Origin of the sequence: Amycolatopsis sp. NPDC102389, from assembly GCF_044765885.1 — a bacterium.
In the GTDB taxonomy this organism is placed as follows: Bacteria; Actinomycetota; Actinomycetes; order Mycobacteriales; family Pseudonocardiaceae; genus Amycolatopsis.
In genome coordinates this window covers 1-17,532 of the sequence record NZ_JBIWKX010000038.1, presented here as the reverse complement: position 1 = coordinate 17,532, position 17,532 = coordinate 1, and the positions used below count along the sequence as shown (strand labels likewise).

Annotated in this window: 13 protein-coding genes; all 13 read right to left on the bottom strand. The window is 68.8% G+C overall.

The genetic code is table 11. The features are described 5' to 3' along the window. Window positions 1–8 precede the first annotated feature (8 nt). Window positions 9–1,013, bottom strand: coding sequence for a sugar phosphate isomerase/epimerase family protein (locus ACIRGA_RS27645; RefSeq protein ID WP_400946044.1), 1,005 nt, complete (start codon window positions 1,011–1,013; stop codon window positions 9–11). Further along, window positions 1,013–4,108 (bottom strand): ThuA domain-containing protein, encoded by a 3,096-nt coding sequence (locus ACIRGA_RS27640; RefSeq protein WP_400946041.1) that lies wholly within the window; start codon window positions 4,106–4,108, stop codon window positions 1,013–1,015. The genes ACIRGA_RS27645 and ACIRGA_RS27640 overlap by 1 nt, the downstream gene beginning before the upstream one ends. Before the next feature lie 180 nt (window positions 4,109–4,288). After that, window positions 4,289–5,662 carry an alkaline phosphatase family protein gene (locus ACIRGA_RS27635; RefSeq protein WP_400946038.1) on the bottom strand — a complete coding sequence of 458 codons (1,374 nt, stop codon included), beginning with the start codon at window positions 5,660–5,662 and terminating at the stop codon, window positions 4,289–4,291. Continuing rightward, window positions 5,659–6,729 (bottom strand): metabolite traffic protein EboE, encoded by a 1,071-nt coding sequence (gene eboE / locus ACIRGA_RS27630; protein WP_400946036.1) that lies wholly within the window; start codon window positions 6,727–6,729, stop codon window positions 5,659–5,661. Before eboE ends, ACIRGA_RS27635 begins: the two co-directional genes overlap by 4 nt. After that, window positions 6,726–7,589: a TatD family hydrolase gene (locus ACIRGA_RS27625; protein ID WP_400946033.1), complete on the bottom strand. Its 864-nt coding sequence runs from the start codon at window positions 7,587–7,589 to the stop codon at window positions 6,726–6,728. Before ACIRGA_RS27625 ends, eboE begins: the two co-directional genes overlap by 4 nt. Before the next feature lie 4 nt (window positions 7,590–7,593). Continuing rightward, window positions 7,594–9,009 (bottom strand): EboA domain-containing protein, encoded by a 1,416-nt coding sequence (locus ACIRGA_RS27620; RefSeq protein WP_400946031.1) that lies wholly within the window; start codon window positions 9,007–9,009, stop codon window positions 7,594–7,596. Next, window positions 9,006–9,854 carry an SCO3242 family prenyltransferase gene (locus ACIRGA_RS27615; RefSeq protein ID WP_400946028.1) on the bottom strand — a complete coding sequence of 283 codons (849 nt, stop codon included), beginning with the start codon at window positions 9,852–9,854 and terminating at the stop codon, window positions 9,006–9,008. Before ACIRGA_RS27615 ends, ACIRGA_RS27620 begins: the two co-directional genes overlap by 4 nt. Continuing rightward, on the bottom strand, window positions 9,851–11,008 hold the full coding sequence (locus tag ACIRGA_RS27610; RefSeq protein WP_400946026.1) for an inositol-3-phosphate synthase: 1,158 nt from the start codon (window positions 11,006–11,008) through the stop codon (window positions 9,851–9,853). The genes ACIRGA_RS27615 and ACIRGA_RS27610 overlap by 4 nt, the downstream gene beginning before the upstream one ends. 109 nt (window positions 11,009–11,117) lie before the next feature. Then, window positions 11,118–12,287 (bottom strand): Gfo/Idh/MocA family protein, encoded by a 1,170-nt coding sequence (locus ACIRGA_RS27605; protein ID WP_400946023.1) that lies wholly within the window; start codon window positions 12,285–12,287, stop codon window positions 11,118–11,120. Between the two features lie 40 nt (window positions 12,288–12,327). Continuing rightward, window positions 12,328–13,380 (bottom strand): substrate-binding domain-containing protein, encoded by a 1,053-nt coding sequence (locus ACIRGA_RS27600; RefSeq protein ID WP_400946020.1) that lies wholly within the window; start codon window positions 13,378–13,380, stop codon window positions 12,328–12,330. Between the two features lie 22 nt (window positions 13,381–13,402). After that, window positions 13,403–14,416: an ABC transporter permease gene (locus ACIRGA_RS27595; protein ID WP_400946017.1), complete on the bottom strand. Its 1,014-nt coding sequence runs from the start codon at window positions 14,414–14,416 to the stop codon at window positions 13,403–13,405. Further along, window positions 14,413–15,915: a sugar ABC transporter ATP-binding protein gene (locus ACIRGA_RS27590; protein WP_400946014.1), complete on the bottom strand. Its 1,503-nt coding sequence runs from the start codon at window positions 15,913–15,915 to the stop codon at window positions 14,413–14,415. Before ACIRGA_RS27590 ends, ACIRGA_RS27595 begins: the two co-directional genes overlap by 4 nt. Beyond that, complete coding sequence (locus ACIRGA_RS27585; protein ID WP_400946011.1) at window positions 15,912–17,171, bottom strand: ROK family protein; 1,260 nt, start codon at window positions 17,169–17,171, stop codon at window positions 15,912–15,914. The genes ACIRGA_RS27590 and ACIRGA_RS27585 overlap by 4 nt, the downstream gene beginning before the upstream one ends. Between the last annotated feature and the right edge of the window lie 361 nt (window positions 17,172–17,532).

Genomic DNA, 17,532 nt, shown 5'->3' with positions numbered 1-17,532 from the left:
AACCGCCCTCACTTCTGGTTGCTGAAAGCCGCGTCGAAGGCCGCCGACGGCTTGTCGAACAGGAGCCCCCGCAGATAGGTCACGGCTTCCGCCGCGCCCCGGAGCCGGTCCATGCCGGCGTCCTCCCACTCCACCGAGATCGGACCGGCGTAGCCGATCGAATTCAGTGCGCGGAAACAGTCCTCCCAGGGCACGTCGCCGTGCCCGGTCGAAACGAAGTCCCAGCCGCGTCGGGGATCTCCCCAGGGGAGATGCGAGCCGAGCCGTCCGTTCCGTCCGTCGAACCGCTTCCTGGTGTCCTTGCAGTCCACGTGGTAGATCCGGTCGGCGAAATCGAGGATGAAGCCGACCGGGTCGAGGTCCTGCCAGATGAAATGCGAAGGATCCCAATTCAGCCCGAATGCCGGACGATCGCCGACAGCTTCGAGCGCACGTTTCGTGGTCCAGTAGTCGTAAGCGATCTCCGACGGGTGGACCTCGTGGGCGAACCGCACGCCCACCTCGTCGAAGACGTCGAGGATCGGGTTCCACCGGTCCGCGAAGTCGGTGTAGCCGTCGTCGATGACCGCCTGCGAAACCGGCGGGAACATCGCGACGTACTTCCACGTCTTCGAACCGGTGAAGCCGATCACCGTGTCCACTCCGAGTTTCGCCGCCGCGCGGGCGGTGTCGGCCATCTCCTTCGCCGCCCGCTGCCGGACTCCTTCCGGCTCACCGTCCCCCCAGACCCGGGAGGGGATGATGGCCTGGTGGCGTTCGTCGATCGGGTCGTCACAGACGGCCTGGCCGACGAGGTGGTTGGAGATGGCCCACACCTTGAGGCCGTGGTCGGCGAGCAGCTTGAGACGGCCGGGCACGTAGTCCTCTTCGGACAGTGCGCGATCGACCTCGAAATGGTCGCCGGAACACGCGATCTCGAGGCCGTCGTAGCCCCATTCGCTGGCCAGCCTGCACACCTCGGTGAACGGGAGATCCGCCCACTGGCCGGTGAACAGGGTGATCGGACGGCTCATCAGTTCTCCTCGAAAGTGATCGCGTCGACGTCGAACAAGCCGCCGGTACCGCCCTTGAACACGAGGAACAACGGGCCGGTGCCGCCGGGGTCGGTGATGGCGGAGGCCGGGATGTCGGCATAGGTGTCCCAGCCGCCGGTGTTGGCGACGGCGACCGTCTGGACCAGCGGCCCGTCCACCGCGCCCGAGCGCACCTCGATCGTGCCGCCCGCGCCGCCGGAGGAGACCCGGTAGCCGATGCCGCTGACGCCGGTGAGGTTCACCGGGTCGAATTTGATCCAGTCACCGGATTCGATGTGGCCGACGCGTTTGCCGCCGCTGGCGCCGGCCTGTGCGACGACCTCGATCCCGCTGGACTGGGTGTAGAACTCGGCCTGCTTCAGCTTCGGCTGCAGAATGGACTCCGCTTCACCGGTGAGCGCGGGCACGCCGTTGCCGCCCCCGTTGTCGGTGTAGCTGGCGTTGATGACGCCGAAGACGTTGGCGTCCGCGCCGTGTCCTTCGTCCGCGGGCGTGGCGATGGTGCCTTCACAGCCGGTCGCGCGGCTCAACGGATGCCCGTGGCCCTCGTGCCCGAGGATGTATTCGACGGTCACCTTCGAGCAGTCGATCGGGTTGTCCTCGGCGTCGGTCACCTCGACCTTGAACGGGACCATGTCCCCGAAGCTGAACACGCTGCCGTTGACCGGGGTCTTCAGCGTGACCACCGGCGCGGTGTTGCCGACAGTGACCACCACGCTCGCCGAACCGGTCAGCCCGGTGGAGTCGGTGACCGAGAGCTTCGCCGTGTACTGGCCGTTCGTGGCGTAGGTGTGCGAAACCGGGTTGGCCTCGGTGGAATCGGTCGTGCCGTTCCCGTCGAAGTCCCAGGCGTAGGTGAGCGCTCCGCCGTCGGGGTCGTTGGTCCCCGCCGGGTCGAACTTGACCGTCAGCGGCGCCTGACCGGACGTCTTGTCCGCGGCCACCTGGGCGACCGGCGTCCGGCGTCCCTTGGTGTAGTCGATGCGGTAGACGGCGGATTCCTTGGAGCCGCCGAAGTAGCCGGTGCCGTAGTCGAGGACGTACATCGCGCCGTCCGGGCCGAACTCGACGTTCATCGGGCGGACGAGGTCCATCGAGTCGAAGAACGGCTTGATGGCGCCGCGTTCACCGTTCGGGCCGACGGTGATCTCCTTGATCCAGCCGCGTTCCCATTCGTAGGCGAAGGTCTTGCCGTCGAAGTACTCCGGGAACTTGGTCTGCGACGGGTTCTTCGCGTCGAACTGGTAGACCGGGCCGCCCATCGGCGACTCGGGGCCGGTCCCGAACTCGGGCAGCGAACCGCCGTCGTAGGGGATCCACGCCTTCTCCACCGGCGGCAGATCGGTCAGGCCGGTGTTGCGCGGGCTCGTGTTCTTCGGCTTGGCGCAGTCGAAGGCGGCGCCGGATTGCTTGGTGGCGAAGTCGTAGTCGATGAACGGCTGGTTGTCGCCGATGCAGTACGGCCAGCCGAAGTTGCCGGGCTTCTTGATCAGGTTGAACTCGACCGTGCCGCCGGGGCCACGCTTGGGGTCGGCCGCGCCGGCATCGGGACCGTAGTCGGCGAGGTGGATCCAGCCGGTCTTGCGGTCGACGGCGAACCGGAACGGGTTGCGGAAGCCCATCGCGTAGATCTCGGGCTTGGTCTTGGCCTTGCCCTTCGGGAAGAGGTTGCCCTTGGGGACGGTGTACTTGCCGTTCGCGCCGACCTTGATCCGCAGCACCTTGCCGCGCAGGTCGTTGGTGTTGCCGGAAGTGCGCTGCGCGTCGTACACCGGGTTACGGTCGGCGCGCTCGTCGATCGGCGTGAAGCCGTCGGAGGAGAACGGGTTGGAATCGTCCCCTGTGGACAGATAGAGGTTGCCCTGCGCGTCGAAGTCGATCTCGCCGCCGGCATGGCAGCAGATGCCGCGTTCGGCCGGGACCTGGAGGATCTTCTGCTCGCTCGCGAGGTCGAGTTTGTTGTCGGTGCCCAGTTTGAACCGCGAGAGCTGGTTGTAGCCCTTGAACGGCTCGAAGTCGGCCGGGGTGCCGTTCTCCGGCGCGTCACCGGCCGGGGTGTTCAGTTTGGGCGCGTAGTAGAGGTAGACCCAGCGGTTCTTGGCGAAGTCCGGGTCGATCGCGACACCCTGGAGGCCGTCCTCGTCGTGGTTGTAGACGGGGATCTGCCCGGCCAGCGAGGTCGTCGCCGACGAGCTGGTGTACCAGACGCGGCCGTCGCGCGAAGTGTGCAGGACGTCGCGGTTGGGCAGCACGGAAAGCGCGATCGGCTCGCCGGTCTTCTCCTCGCCCTTGGCCAGGGTGATCTGGTCGAAGTCCGCGTCGACCGGGGGCTCCTCGGACTGCTTGGCGCAGCCCGCCTCGCTCAGCTTGGTGGCGTACTTGATGCCGCCCGCCAAATGCTTGAGGAAGGCCGGTTCGGTGTAGGACTCCTTGGTGTGCCCGCCGCCGGTGTACCAGGAGCGGCCGCCGGAGTTCTCGTGGCACCAGGCGATCGGGTGGTCGCCCATCGCGCCGTCACCGGGCTGGTAGCTCTTCTCGTCCAGGCTCGCGAGCACGTGGACGTCGCTGCGCGGGTTCTCGCGGTAGTTGTACCACTCGTCGGTACGCGGCCAGGTCCCCGGAAGATCCACAGTGGACACGTGCTCGTGGTCTTCGACCTTGACGTTCGCCTGCTGGATCTGCGGGTGGGACTTGAAATACGCCCCGACCAGCTCGCCGTACCAGGGCCAGTCGTACTCGGTGTCGGAGGCGGCGTGCACGCCCACGTACCCGCCGCCTCCCTTCACGTACCTCTCGAACGCGGCCTGCTGGTCCGCGTTCAGCACGTCACCGGTGGTGGAAAGCCAGATCACCGCGTTGAAGCGCTTGAGATTCGCGTCAGTGAAGGCCGCCGCGTCCTCGGTGGCCTCCACCGCGAAGTGGTTCTGCGCACCCAATTCCTTGATCGCTTTGACGCCGTCGGGGATCGAGTCGTGCCGGAAGCCCGCGGTCTTGGAGAACACGAGCACGGTCGCCGCTTCATGCGCCGATGCGGTTTGCATCGGTAGCGCGACGCCTGTCAGAGCCGTGACCATGGATGTGACGAGCACACCCAATCGTCGTTTCAAAGACATAGCAGTAGCGATCCTTTCGATGAGCGGCGGCGATCAAGGAAGGACTTGCGGTGGTGGGGGGGGGGGGGGGGGGGGGGGGGGGGGGGGGGGCCCCCCCCCCCCCCCCCCCCCCCCCCGACCCCCTGTACCGAAGCGCTCCTCTCACTTCAATCCTTGCAATGCCAACAACAGCGGGTGGACGTCCGTCGCGCCGACGCGGCCGGACGGCTGGAAGGCCGGGTCGGAGCACAACAGCACCGGACCGTCCTCTGTGGAATCCGGGAGCCGTCCGTGCGAGCCGCGCACCCAGCGCGGATCGGTCGGCACGACGTCCATCGCATACCGGAGCCCGGCGAACTTCTTCGCCAGGTTCAGCCCGGCCCGCGCCTTGGCGAACTTGTCCTCCGGGTCGAAGAACAGCTCGGCGGGGTCGTAACCCGGTTTGCGGTGGATCTCGACGCCGCGCGCGAAGTCGGGCTTCCGCTCGTCGTCGAGCCAGTAGTAGTAGGTGAACCACGAGTCCGGCTCGGCGACCGCGACGAGTTCGCCGGCGCGTTCGTGGTCGATCCCGTACTTGGCCTGCGCCTCGCGGTCGAGCACCTCGTCGACGCCGGTCAGCTCGCCGACGATCGACCGCACTCGCTCCACATCGGACTGATCGCGGACGTAGACGTGCGCGACCTGGTGGTCGGCGACGGCGAACGCACGCGACGCCCACGGGTCGAGGTACTCCATGCCCGCCTGGGTGTAGACCTCCAGCAGGCCCGCGCGCCGCAGCGCCCGGTTGATGTCGACCGGCCGGTGCACGTTCGTGATCCCGTACTCGCTGAGCGCGACCACGGTCGCCCCGGCGTTGCGGGCGTCGTCGAGCAGCGGCGACAACGCGTTGTCCAATTCCCGCGCGGCCTTGCGTGCCTGCGGCGCGTCGGGGCCGAAGCGCTGCAGGTCGTAGTCGAGATGCGGAACGTAGGTCAGCAGCAGATCCGGCCGCTTCTCGCGCAGGATCTGCCGCGACGCCCCGATGACCCACTTGCTCGACTTGAGCGAAGCCGTCGGGCCCCAGTACTGGAACAGCGGGAACTCCCCCAGCGCACCGGTCAGCTGATCGTGCAGTTCCGGCGGGCGCACGTAGGCGTCCGGCGACTTGCGGCCGTCGGCGTGGTAGATCGGCCGCGGGGTCACCGTGACGTCGGTGCTCATCCCCATCGCGTACCACCAGCAGACGTTCGCCGACGTGTAGCCGGGGTGCGCGGCCCGCGCGGTCTCCCACAGCTTCTCGCCGCCGACGAGCCGGTTGTGCTGGCGCCACAGGAAGATCTCGCCGAGTTCGCGGAAGTACCAGCCGTTGCCGACGATCCCGTGCTGTGCGGGCATGAGCCCGGTGAGGAACGTCGATTGCGCGCTGCAGGTGACGGCGGGCAGCACCGTGCCGAGTTCGGCCTGCCAGCCGTCGCGGGCGACGGCGGACAGTTTCGGCATGTCCCGCAACGCTTTCGGGGTCAGCCCGACGACGTCGATGACGACCAAGGGTTTCACGCGGACGCCCCTTCCTTGACGAGATTCGCCTGTGCCCATTCGAGTTCCGCGGCGATCCCGCCGACGAGGTCGCCCGCGTCCGGGAGCACGCTCCAGGTGTAGGTCTCGACTTCGATATGCTGTTCGCCGGGCAGCCCGGCGGCGACGGTGCGCAGGACGTCGGTCGTGGTGGACAGCGGCGCGGCCGGAGCCTGGTGCAGCGGCATGTGGAAGTGCACGCGCCACGGCCCCTCTCCCGGCAGATCGGTCCACGCCTCGGGCAGGTCATCGGCCTTGCGCACGACGCCTCCCGAAAACTCGCGAACCTGGTGCAGGTAGCGAGGTTCGGCGAACGCCGCCAGCGCGTCACGGGCTTCGGCCGGGTCTTCGACATGCAATGCGGCTGAGGCTTGCACCTTCACGATGTCCACATCGGACTCCGCGATCGCCTTGAGCGTCTCCGCCGGGTCGGCGAACGAGACCGCGAGGTGGCAGGTGTCCAGGCACAGCCCGACGTACTCCGGGTCGACGCGGCCGGACAGCCAGCCCAGCGCGTCGGCCACGGTGTCGAGCACGCAGCCGGGTTCGGGTTCGACGGCCAGTTTGATCGGCCGGTCACCGATCGCGCGGACGACCTGACCGAAAGCCTCGGCCGCCCGGCGGTCGTCCTGTTCGTCCCACGGTTCACGCCAAGCCAACGGCAGCGTCGATATGCTGCCGTAAGAAGCATCGTCGGCGAGCAGTCCGGACAGCACGTTCACGCAGTCGATCGTGTACGCGACCCGGTCCGGGTGTGTCCACTCAGGACGGTAGACCGCGTGCTTGACGACGTCGTCGTGGAAACCGCCGTACGGGAAGGCGTTGAGCGTGTACACCGAAAGCCCGCGAGCGTCGAGTTCGGCATGGAAACGCTTGCGCGCCTCGGCGTCTTCGGCGAGCCCGCGCGCGACCGGCGCGGAGAGCCACAGTCCGACGCCGAGCCGATCGGCGCCCAGCCGCTCACGCACCGGGAGCGCGTACCGCTCCAGCTGCGTGACAATGCCATCGACGTCCTCGGCGGGGTGGACGTTCGTACAGTAGGAGATCATTTGCGGGCACCTCGCAGAACCGAGTTGCCCTCGAAAGTCACGGCCTCGCCGGTGAAACCGGGCAGCGGGTCGAGCATGAGCCTGCCGCTCAAGCCGTAGAAGTCGACAGGGTTCTGCCAGAGCACCTTGTCGACGTCCGCCTCGGTGAAGCCGCCGTCGAGCATCGCCTGACCGGTCTTCGCGGTCTTCAGCGGATCGGACCGGCCCCAGTCGGCGGCCGAGTTGACGATCATCTGGTCCAGCCCGTACTGGCGCAGGATCTCGACCATCCGGTGCTCGTCCATTTTGGTGTCCGGGTAGATGGAGAAACCCATCCAGGCGCCGGAATCCTTGACCAGCTTGACGGTGACCTCGTTGAGATGGTCGACGACGACACGTTCCGGCGCGACGCCGGCCTCGCTCACGACGTCGAGCGTGCGCTTGGTGCCTTCCAGCTTGTCGCGGTGCGGGGTGTGCACCAGCACCGGCAGATCGTGCTCCAGCGCCATCGCGAGCTGCTGCGAGAAGACCTCGTCCTCTTCCTTGGTCATCGAGTCGTAGCCGACCTCGCCGACCGCGACCACGCCGTCCTTGGCCAGGTACCTCGGGAGCACGTCGAGCACCTCGCGGCAGCGGGGGTCGTTGGCCTCCTTGGGGTTCAGCGCGATCGTGCAGTGGTGCCGGATGCCGAACTGGGCGGCGCGGAACCGTTCCCAGCCGATGAGCGCGTCGAAGTAGTCGGTGTACGAGCCGACGTTGGTGCGCGGCTGCCCCAGCCAGAACGCGGGCTCGACCAGCGCGCGGACACCGGCCGCGTACATGGCCTCGTAGTCGTCGGTGGTCCGGGAGGACATGTGGATGTGGGGATCGAAGATACGCACTGGCTCAGTTCTCCTTGAGGAGTTCGAGGGCGTCGGCGGGTACGTCACGTCCGGCCGCCCTGCGTTCGTCGGCGAAGTCGGCGAGCATTCTTCGAAGCTCGTCGTCCGCGCGGGAAGTGAGGTCCGCGACGGCGGCCAGCGGCACACCGACGAAGACGCATTTGAGGACGCCGTGGCGCCACGTGTGGTCGTCCAGGAACCGGGCGAAGGTACCCATCGCGGCGGCGACCAGCCTGATGTCGTTGGCGCGCAAGGCGTCTTCGACCAGTTTGATCCCGGTATCGGTGACTTCGGCGCCCGGTGACTCCAGCGCGTTGAGCGCCCGCAGGACCCCGCGCCGCTCGGCGTCGTCGCCGTAGCGGTAGAGATCGCGCAGTTCCGCGGCCAGCGCGGCGTCGTCGAGCACGTCGGCCAAGACCGTCACGAGCCGGACCCGGGCCCGGTCGTCGACGGTGCCGTGCACCAGCCCCCGCGGATCGGTGTCCGGACGCAGCGCCTCCCGGCCGACCTCGCGGCCGACGGCCGGGAAGATCGAGCCGATCACCGACGGCTTCTCGCGAATCCGCCGTTCCGCCTTGGCCGACCAGGTCTGCGGCATCGCCGCGGTGAGGGCTTCGAAAGCCCGCCGAGCCGTGTCCGGTGCGGCGTGGCTGTGCCGGGGCAGTTCTACCGCGGCCAGCCCGATGTAGCCGATCTCCGCCAGCGCGGCGAGCGTCCCCGGCAGATCAAGATGCCCGTCGCCGAATTCCAGATGCTCATGGACCCTCGGCAGCATGTCGTCCAGCTGCACGTTCCACAGCAGCGGACCGGCGAGGCGGACGCACTCGGCCGCGTTCACCGGCTCGACCGCGACGCAATGCCCGACGTCGAGGGTGACTCCGAACAGTTCCGGCTCGCCGAGTTCCTTGCGCAGGTCCAGGACCTGGCCGAGATGCTGGACCAGGTGGCCGGGTTCGGGTTCCATGGCCAGCCGCACGTTCAGCCGCGCGGCGTGCTCCAGGACCGCCGCGACCCCTTCACGCAACCGGGACCAGGCGACGTCCGTGTCCACAGTAGACACTCCGGACCAGAACGAAACGCAATCCGCACCGAGGTCACCGGCGATCTGCAAGGCCCGCGCCAGGAAGTCGATCCGGAGCGCGGGATCGTCCGACAGCAGCGTCGGCGAGTGCTTGCGCCACGGGTCGAGCAGGTAGCGCGCGCCGGTCTCGATGACGACCCGGTTCAGGCCGAGCGCCGAAAGCCGGGAGGCCACGTGATCGACCTGGCGCGCCAGATCGTCGGCGAACGGGTCGAGGTGGTCGTGGTCCAGAGTCAGCGCCACCCCGGTGTACCCGAGGTCGGCGATCACCGCGAGCGCGTCGTCGAGGCGGTGGTTGGAGAAGCCGTTGGTGCCGTATCCCAAAGAGAACACCGTCATGTGGGGCTCACCTTCCTCGACAGCTTGCGGGCGATCGGCAGCGCGGCCGCGACCAGCGCCGCCCCCAGTACCGAGCCCTTCGCCGTGATCGCTGCCTGCAGCGGGACCATGCCGTGGATGCCGCTCTTGGTCGCCGACCGCACGGACTTCGCCGACGGGTCGCGGACGGCGTCCGCCTGCGCCTTCCCGACCAGGCCCGCGTAGCCGGAACCGGCCGCCATCGAGGCGGCGCGATGCCAGCCCCCACGTGCGGGTCCGGTCAATGCCAACGTTGTCGCCGCGCAGCTCGTGGCCAAGGCCGCCCGGGCGGTCGCCGGGTTCGCGCCGTGCACTTCCCCGGTGGACAACGCCGTGACGCCGAGCGTGTGGACGCCGACCGCGGCCGCGGCGGTGAGAGCCTTCTTCGGAGAGTCGCCTGAGCCGAGCAGGACGTCGAGCGTGCGGCAGGCCGCCATCGCCACCGGTCCGGCCGGGGTCGGTTTGAGCACGGTGTCGTAAGCCCACACCGACGCCGCGAGCGGGACCGCGACGCGCATCGCCCGGCGGCCGCCGCCGAGCGCCGCCAGGCCAAGTCCGGCAACGGTCAGCGCGGCCCCGGTGGTGAGCGCCGCGCCGGCACTCACCCGCCCGGACGGGATCGGCCGCTCGGGACGCTCCACGGCGTCGAGCTCCCGGTCCGCCCAGTCGTTGAGGGCCATCCCGGCCCAGTAGAAGGCGACCGAGGACAGCGGCAGCAGCAGCCGTCGCCCGGTCATCTTGAGCCCCGCCGCGGCGGATCCGGCGACCGTGTCGCCGAGCACCGTCAGCGCGGCGGGCGCCCGCACGATTTCCACATAAGCCTTCACAGGTCGGCCGCCCAGGTGATCAGGCGGGCGGTCTGCTCGGCGAACCGGTGTTCGTCGCTGCCCAGCGGATCCTTGAAGAAGAAGCCGAGTTCGGTCAGCGCGCCGCTCTGGCCACCGGCGTGCGCCGCGGTGACCAACCGGGCGAGATCCAGGATCAGCGGCGCCGCGAGCGCGGAGTCGTAGCCGGTCCAGGTGAACTGCAGGCTCATGCGCGCGCCGAGGAAACCCTCGAACGACACGTGGTCCCACGCGGTCTTGATCTCGCCGAGGTCGGGCACGTTGTCGATGTGCAGCGGCGCGGTGACGTCCTCGCCGAGCAGCGCCGCGAGCCCGCGCGCCTTGGATTCCAGCTTGCTGTTCGCGGTCACCGGGTCGGCCAAGGTCTCGCCGTCGCCGCCGCCGAGCAGGTTGGTGCCCGCCCAGGAGCGGACCTTCAACGCCCGCGCGCTGAACATCGGCGCGAGGACCGTGCGCAGCAGCGTCTCACCGGTCTTGCCGTCGCAACCCGCGTACGGCAGACCTTCCCGCTCGGCGAGCTGCCGCAGCGCGGGCAGGGTGATCCCGGCGGACGGCGTGAACTCGACGTACGGGCTTCCCGCCTTCAAAGTCGCGTAGGCCGACAGGGAGCTCGACGGGAGCACCGCCCGCGCCGGATCCGCCAAAGCCGCTTCGAGCGCGTCGAGGTCGTCGTGTTCGGGCAGGTGGGGACACGGCGCCTCGGTGGAGGACACGTTGAGAACCACGACCCGCGCGAGGTCGTGCCGGTCGGCGAAAGCTCGGATGTCCGCCGTGAGCCGGGCGGCCGCGTCGGCCTGCGCCCCGGTGTGCGTCGCCGGGTGATAGCCGTCGCGGATCTCGGCGTCCACTTCGGCCAGCCCAGACCGGACCGCCGAGAACACCGCGTGCCCGAACACGCCGGCGTGCGCCAGCTGCTCGGCCCGCTTCTCCAGCGGGGTGTGCGCGATGTCGTGCCCGCCGAGGACCAGATCGTCCCAGCCCGGCAACGGAACCCCGGCGAACGCGGGCAGCTCGGTGACGCAGCCGCCACCGCCGGTCACCCCCGCGCGGAGAGCTAAGAGCCCTACTGCGGCCGTGGTGGCCACTGACCCCCTCGCCCCGATCAACCAGATGCCCGTACGCTCGTGAGCAGGCATTTCTCCACCTTTCCAGAACCCGAGAACCCCAACCTCCGATGGTCGGATGTTTCGGATCGAACCAAGTCGCAGTGATAGCCGTCATGCGACTTTCGGCTGGATCTCTTGCTCAGTTACTCCCCTTCGCGGTGACACCGGGCACAGTCGTCCATCGCGCCTCGTCAGCCGCGCTGCGCTCGACCGCGGCCAAGACCTGCTGAACCCTCAACCCGTCCTCGAAGGACGGTTCGGGATCCTTGCCGTCGCCGATCGCGGTGAGCAGATCGGCGACCTCGTTGGTGAAGGTGTGCTCGTAGCCGAGGAGGTGCCCCGGCGGCCACCACACCCCGACGTACGGGTGGTCGGGTTCGGTGACCAGGATCCGGCGGAACCCGGCCTCGGTGGCGGGCTGGCCACCGTCGAAGAAGGACAGTTCGTTCATCGACTCGAAGTCGAACGCGAGGCTCGCCTTCGACCCGTTGATCTCCAGCCGCATCGCGTTCTTGCGGCCCAGCGCGAACCGGGTCGCCTCGAAACTCGCCACCGCGCCGCCGGTGAACCGGCCGAGGAACAGCGCGGTGTCGTCGACCGTGACCTGCCCGGTGCCGCCGTCGCCGTCCGGCCGCTCCTTGACGAAGGTGTTGGTCAGCGCGGAAACCCCGGTGATCGTGTCGCCGGTGACGAACTGGGCGGCGTCGACGATGTGCGCGCCGAGGTCGCCCAGCGCGCCGGAGCCCGCCTTGTCCTTGTGCAGCCGCCAGGTCATCGGCGCCCGCGCGTCGGACAGCCAGTCCTGCAGGTACACCGACCGCACGTGGCGGATCTCGCCGAGCGCCCCGCTCGCCACCAGTTTCCTGGCGTGCGCGAGCGCGGGCACCCGGCGGTAGTTGAACGCCACCATCGAGCGGACGCCGTTGGCCCGCGCCTTCGCCGCCGCCTCGGCCATCGCTTCGGCCTCGGCGAGGGTGTTGGCCAACGGCTTCTCGCACAGCACGTGTTTCCCGGCCTCGAGCGCGGCGATCGCGATCTCGGCGTGGCTGTCGCCCGGCGTGCAGATGTCGACCAGGTCGACGTCGTCGCGGGCGATCAGCGCTCGCCAGTCCGTCTCGACGTCTTCCCAGCCGAACCGTTCCGCCGCGGCCTTCGCCCGCACCTCGTCACGGCCGCCGAGCACGGCGAGTCTCGGGATCAGCGGTGGGCTGAAGAACCGGTGCACACTGCGCCACGCGTGCGAATGCACCGCACCCATGAACGCGTGGCCCACCATGCCGATCCCGATCGTTTCCTTTGCCGTGCTCATGCCCCTCCTAGATCCGCTTGCGTGTGTCGGGTACGCGGGTTTACGAGTCGAAGCCGACGTCCATGTACTTGTCGACGTTCTCCTTGGTGACCACCGCGGAGTACGTGGTGATCTCGGCGGGGATCTCGTGCTCGGCGAAATCGCCGGCCCCCTTGCCCTGGCCGAGAAGCCGCGCGAGCGAGATCGCCGAGGACGCCATGGACGGGCTGTAGAGCACCGTCGCCTTCAGCGGTTCGGCGTCGGACTTGATCAGGTTCATCGCGTTCTTCGAACCCGCGCCGCCGACCATCAGGAAGTTCTTGCGGTTGGCGTTGTTGATCGCCGCGATGACCCCGACGCCCTGGTCGTCGTCGTGGTTCCACAGCGCGTCCAGTTTGGGCGCGGACTGCAGCAGGTTCGACGTCTGCTGTTCGCCGGACTCCGGCGTGAACTGCGCCGAGACGCGCGGCCCGACCTGGAAACCCTGACGTACCAAGGCGTCCTTGAAACCCTTGCTGCGTTCCTGGGTCAGCGGCAGCGAATCGATGCCCGCGACCTCGCCGATCACCGGGCTGGCGATGTTCTTCGCCTTCATCTGCTGGGCGATGTAGTTCCCGGCGTTGACGCCCATGCGGTAGTTGTCGCCACCGATCCAGGTGCGGTACGCGAGCGGGGTGTCGAAGACGCGGTCCAGGTTGATCACCTGGATACCGGCGTCCATCGCCTGCTGGCCGACCGCGGTCAGCGCCTTGCCGTCGAACGGCAGGATCACCAGCACGTTCACCTTGGCGTTGATCAGCGTCTCCACCTGGGAGATCTGCTGGTTGACGTCGTTGGTGCCCTCGGTCGCGTTGAGCGTGACCTCACTGAACTTCTGCGCCTGCGCGCGGGCGTTCTTGGTGATGGCCGCCATCCAGCCGTGGTCCGCGGCCGGAGCCGAAAAGCCGATCGTCACTGGGCTTCCGGGCTGCGAGTTGGCCCCGGCGTTGGCCACGTTGGCCGCGTTGTTCTGCGCCGGCGCCTCGTTCGAGGTGCACGCGGTCAACAGCGCACCCGCTCCGACGGCCGCGCCTCCCAGCAGGAAACGGCGGCGTTGCAGGGATTGTTCGGTCATGACGACTCTCCATCCACGGTGATCAAGTACTCGTCTTTGTTTTCTTGACGGAGCGGAACTGCAGTAGCGCGGCCAGGACGATGATCACGCCCTTGGCGATGTTCTGGATGTCGGTGTCCAGGTTGTTGAGCGTGAAGATGTTGGACAGCACGGTGAAGATCAGCACGCCGATCAGGGTGCCGAGGAGCGAGCCGCGGCCACCGGTGAGCAGCGTGCCGCCGATGACGACCGCCGCGATGGCGTCGAGCTCGTAGAGCATGCCGTTGGTCGAGGCGCCCGCGGTGGTGCGGGCGACGACCATCAGCGCCGCGATTCCGCAGCACAGCCCGGCGACGCCGTAGACGAGCGCGGTGTGCCGCTTGACGTTGATGCCCGCGAGCCGCGACGCCTCGGCGTTGCCGCCGACGGCGAAGGTACGGCGGCCGAACGTGGTGCGGTTCAGCACCACCCAGCCGATCGCGAACACCAGCGCGAACATCCAGATCAGCACCGGGATACCGAGCAGGTCACCACGGAAGAAGTCCAGGAATCCCGCCTCCGACACCACCTGCGTGCGGCGGCCGCTGATGCGTTCCGCGAGACCACGGGCCGAGACGTACATCGCCAGTGTCGCGATGAACGGCACGATCTTCCCGTACGAGACCAATATCCCGTTGATCAGCCCGCAGCCGAGGCCGACCAGGAGTCCACAAAGGATCATCACCCACGGGCCGTAGGACTGGGTGGCCAGCGTGGTCAGCCAGACGCTGGAGAGCGCCACGATCGACCCGACCGAGAGGTCGATGCCGCCGGCGATGATCACGAACGTCATCCCGACGCTGACCACCCCGATGGCCGCGGCGAGCCGCAGGATCGTGGAGATGTTCCCGTCGGTGAAGAACTGGTCGGGCCTGGTCACCTGGCCGACGATGCACAGGATCACCAGCACACCGGCCAGCCCGAGCAGCCGGGTGTCGAGCGAGAAGTTTCGCTTTTGCTTGGGTGGCAAGGGTTCCACGGCGCTCTCCGCACGCACCGATTCGGCTTGGTCGGTCACGCCGCACTCCCTTCGAGAATCACGTCGAGCACATCCGCCTCTGTCAGCTCCGCAGACGGCTTTTCAGCCAGGACACGTCCTTCACGCAGCACCAGCACCCGGTCGGACAGGCCGAGCACTTCGGGGATCTCGCTGCTGACGAGCACGATCGCGACCCCTGTCGCGGCCAGCTCCTCGATCAGCCGGTACAGCTCCGCCCGCGCGCCGACGTCGACCCCGCGCGTCGGCTCGTCCAGCAGCAGGACCCGGCAGCCGCGGACCAGCCAGCGCGCGAGCACCGCCTTCTGCTGGTTGCCGCCGGACAGCGTGCGGATGATCCGGTGCGGGTCGGCGGGCCGGAGATCGAGGCGCCGCAGGCTTTCCCCGGCGTCGTCGAGCTCCCTGCCTCGCTCGGTGAACCCGAACGTCGCGTACTTGCTCAAGCTCGCCAAGGTCACGTTGTGCACCACGGGCAGGTCCAGCAGCAGCCCCTGGCTCTTGCGTTCCTCCGGCGCCAGCCCGATCCCGGCCTTGACCGCCGCGGACACGCTGCCCGGCCGGACCGGCTCGCCGTCGACCGACACGGAACCCGTGTCCTGCTTGCGCGCGCCGAAAATCGTCTCCAGCAGTTCGCTGCGTCCCGAGCCGACGAGGCCCGCGATCCCGACGACCTCCCCGGCGTGCACGGTGAAGTTCACGTTCTCGAACTCGCCGACGGTGGTCAGGTTCTCCACCTTGAGGACCTCGTTGTCCGGGTCCACGTGCTCCTGATGGCGCGGCCCGAAGACGGTCTCGACCTTGCGGCCCGCCATCAGCGCGACGAGGTCGGAGGTCGGCGTCTCCTTGGCGTCGAGGCCGGTGGAGACGGTCTTGCCGTCCTTGAGCACGGTCACGCGGTGCCCGATCCGGCGCAGTTCTTCGAGCCGGTGGGAGATGTAGATGATCGCGACGCCCTCGGCGGTCAGCTCGCCGACGATGCGGAACAGGTTGTCGACCTCTTCGCCCGCCAACGCCGCCGTGGGCTCGTCCATCACCAGCAGCTTCGCGTCGTACGCGAGCGCCCGCGCCATCGAGACCAGCTGCTGACCCGCGGCGGAGAGCTTGCCGACCTCGGTCGACGGCGCGATCTCGGGGTGTCCGAGCCGGGCCATCAGTTTGGCTGCCTTGTTACGGGACTCGCTGATCCGCGTGAACCCGAAGGTCGAGCGCTCACGGCCGAGGAAGATGTTGTCCGCCACGGAAAGCCCGGGCACCAGGTCGAGTTCCTGGTACATCGTCGCGATGCCGATCTTCAGCGCGGCGACCGGCGACGGCAGCGTGACCGCCTCGCCCTGCCAGGTGATCTCGCCTTCGTCGGGACGGTGTGCCCCGGCGAGCGTCTTGATCAGCGTGGACTTGCCCGCGCCGTTCTGGCCGAGGAGACAGTGCACCTCGCCGGGTTCGACGTCGAAATCGACGCCGTCGAGGGCACGCACCCCCGGGAAGGTCTTCACGATCCCCCGGACGGAGAGCAGGGTCATGCCGGAGCCTCCTCGGTCTCGAACGGAACCAGCGTCGGGTCGGCGAAAAGCCGTTCGGTGGCAAGATGTGCGGCGCCGCGCAGCGGGGCGGTGGTGCCCAGCGGCGACGGCTCGACGCGGCAGGCGGGCTCGTGCCCGAGCGGACGCGCGGACAGTTCGCGGCGCACCGGCTCGACCAGCCATTCACCCAGTTCGGCGAAATAACCGCCGAGCACGACGACGTCCGGGTCGAGTACGTCGACCACGGTGGACACCGCGACGCCGAGCGCGACCCCGAGCTCCGAAACCGCCGCGACCGCGCGCTGATCACCGCGCTGCACGCGATGTTTGAGCAGCCCGACCCGGCCGTCGACGCCGAGCGCGGGATCGTGCAACGGGTCACCGGGCGAGGCGGCGCCGCGCAACACGGCGTTGAGCCCGGCCTTGGTCTCCAGGCAACCGACCCGGCCACAAGGGCACTGCTCGCCGGAGGGGTCGACGGTGATGTGCCCGACCTCGCCCGCGAAACCCCTGGCACCGCGCAGGATCGCGCCGCCGGATACGAGTCCGCCGCCGACGCCCGTGCCGCCACTGAGGTAGAAGAGCTCCCGCACGCCACGGCCGACGCCGGCGACCGCTTCGCCGACCGCGCCGAGGTTGGCTTCGTTGTCGACCATGATGGCGTCGGCCGGCAGGCCGAGCCGGGCGGCGAGGAGGTCGGCGATCTCGGCGTCGCGCCAGCGCAGGGTCGGCGCGAACCGGAGGACGGCGGCGGCCGAATCGACCAGACCGGGTACCGAGACGGTGACCCCGACCGGACGGCCGTCGAGCAGCACCTGCCGGGAGAGGAAGGCGAGTTCGTCCATGCTCCGGTGAAGCCCGAGCGCGGCGACGTCGGCGGTCTCGGCGCGTTCGGCGACGACGCGGCCGTCGAGGTTCGTGACGACGGCGGCGAACCGGTCGGCCTCGACGCTGAGCGCGAGCCCGCAGGCGCTGGCGCCGTTCAGCTCGACCAGCTGGCTGGGCCTGCCGTTGCCGCCGCCCTGGAGTCCGGCGGAGCGGACGAGACCGCGTTCGGAGAGCTCGGTGATCAACCCGGAGACGGCCGCCTTGGTCAGTCCGCAGCGCGCCGCGAGCTGGGTACGCGAGAGCGGTCCCGCACGCAACGCCCGCAGGAGCGCGGCGAGGTTCGAGGTACGTTTCCCCGCCGAGAACCCATCGGCACCGTTCGCGGTGCGTGGGCTGACCGGGTCGAGCCCGGGTTCAGTCGCGGCCACACTGCCTCATCAGACGAGTCCCCACTTACGAATCGGCCGTAACAAACTTTGTTACTTAGCCAGCGAAAGTAGGGTGGCGCCTGTCACCCGTCAAGGTGACAACAGGACAGAAATGTCGACTAAAGCCCACCATCACCCGAATAGCCGTCCAAATCGGTACAGGCTTTTGCACTTTTCAAGCGAAAGTCTGTACGATCTTGACGTTACTCATCGGAATCAGGTGGATGCCCAACGTGCCTTGAGGCGTGGGCCAGGTGGGTGGGGGGGGGGGGGGGGGGGGGGGGGGGGGGGGGCGCCCGCCCCCCCCCCCCCCCCCCCCCCCCCCCGCGGCGGGGGGGGGGGGGGGCGGGGCCGGCCCCCC

Coding starts and splice junctions, on each gene's coding strand:
- ACIRGA_RS27610 (WP_400946026.1), bottom strand. CDS start 11,008: ATGCCTGCTCACGAGCGTACGGGCATCTGGTTGATCGGGGCGAGGGGG.
- ACIRGA_RS27620 (WP_400946031.1), bottom strand. CDS start 9,009: ATGACGGTGTTCTCTTTGGGATACGGCACCAACGGCTTCTCCAACCAC.
- ACIRGA_RS27590 (WP_400946014.1), bottom strand. CDS start 15,915: ATGACCCTGCTCTCCGTCCGGGGGATCGTGAAGACCTTCCCGGGGGTG.
- ACIRGA_RS27605 (WP_400946023.1), bottom strand. CDS start 12,287: ATGAGCACGGCAAAGGAAACGATCGGGATCGGCATGGTGGGCCACGCG.
- eboE (WP_400946036.1), bottom strand. CDS start 6,729: ATGATCTCCTACTGTACGAACGTCCACCCCGCCGAGGACGTCGATGGC.
- ACIRGA_RS27640 (WP_400946041.1), bottom strand. CDS start 4,108: ATGGTCACGGCTCTGACAGGCGTCGCGCTACCGATGCAAACCGCATCG.
- ACIRGA_RS27645 (WP_400946044.1), bottom strand. CDS start 1,013: ATGAGCCGTCCGATCACCCTGTTCACCGGCCAGTGGGCGGATCTCCCG.
- ACIRGA_RS27600 (WP_400946020.1), bottom strand. CDS start 13,380: ATGACCGAACAATCCCTGCAACGCCGCCGTTTCCTGCTGGGAGGCGCG.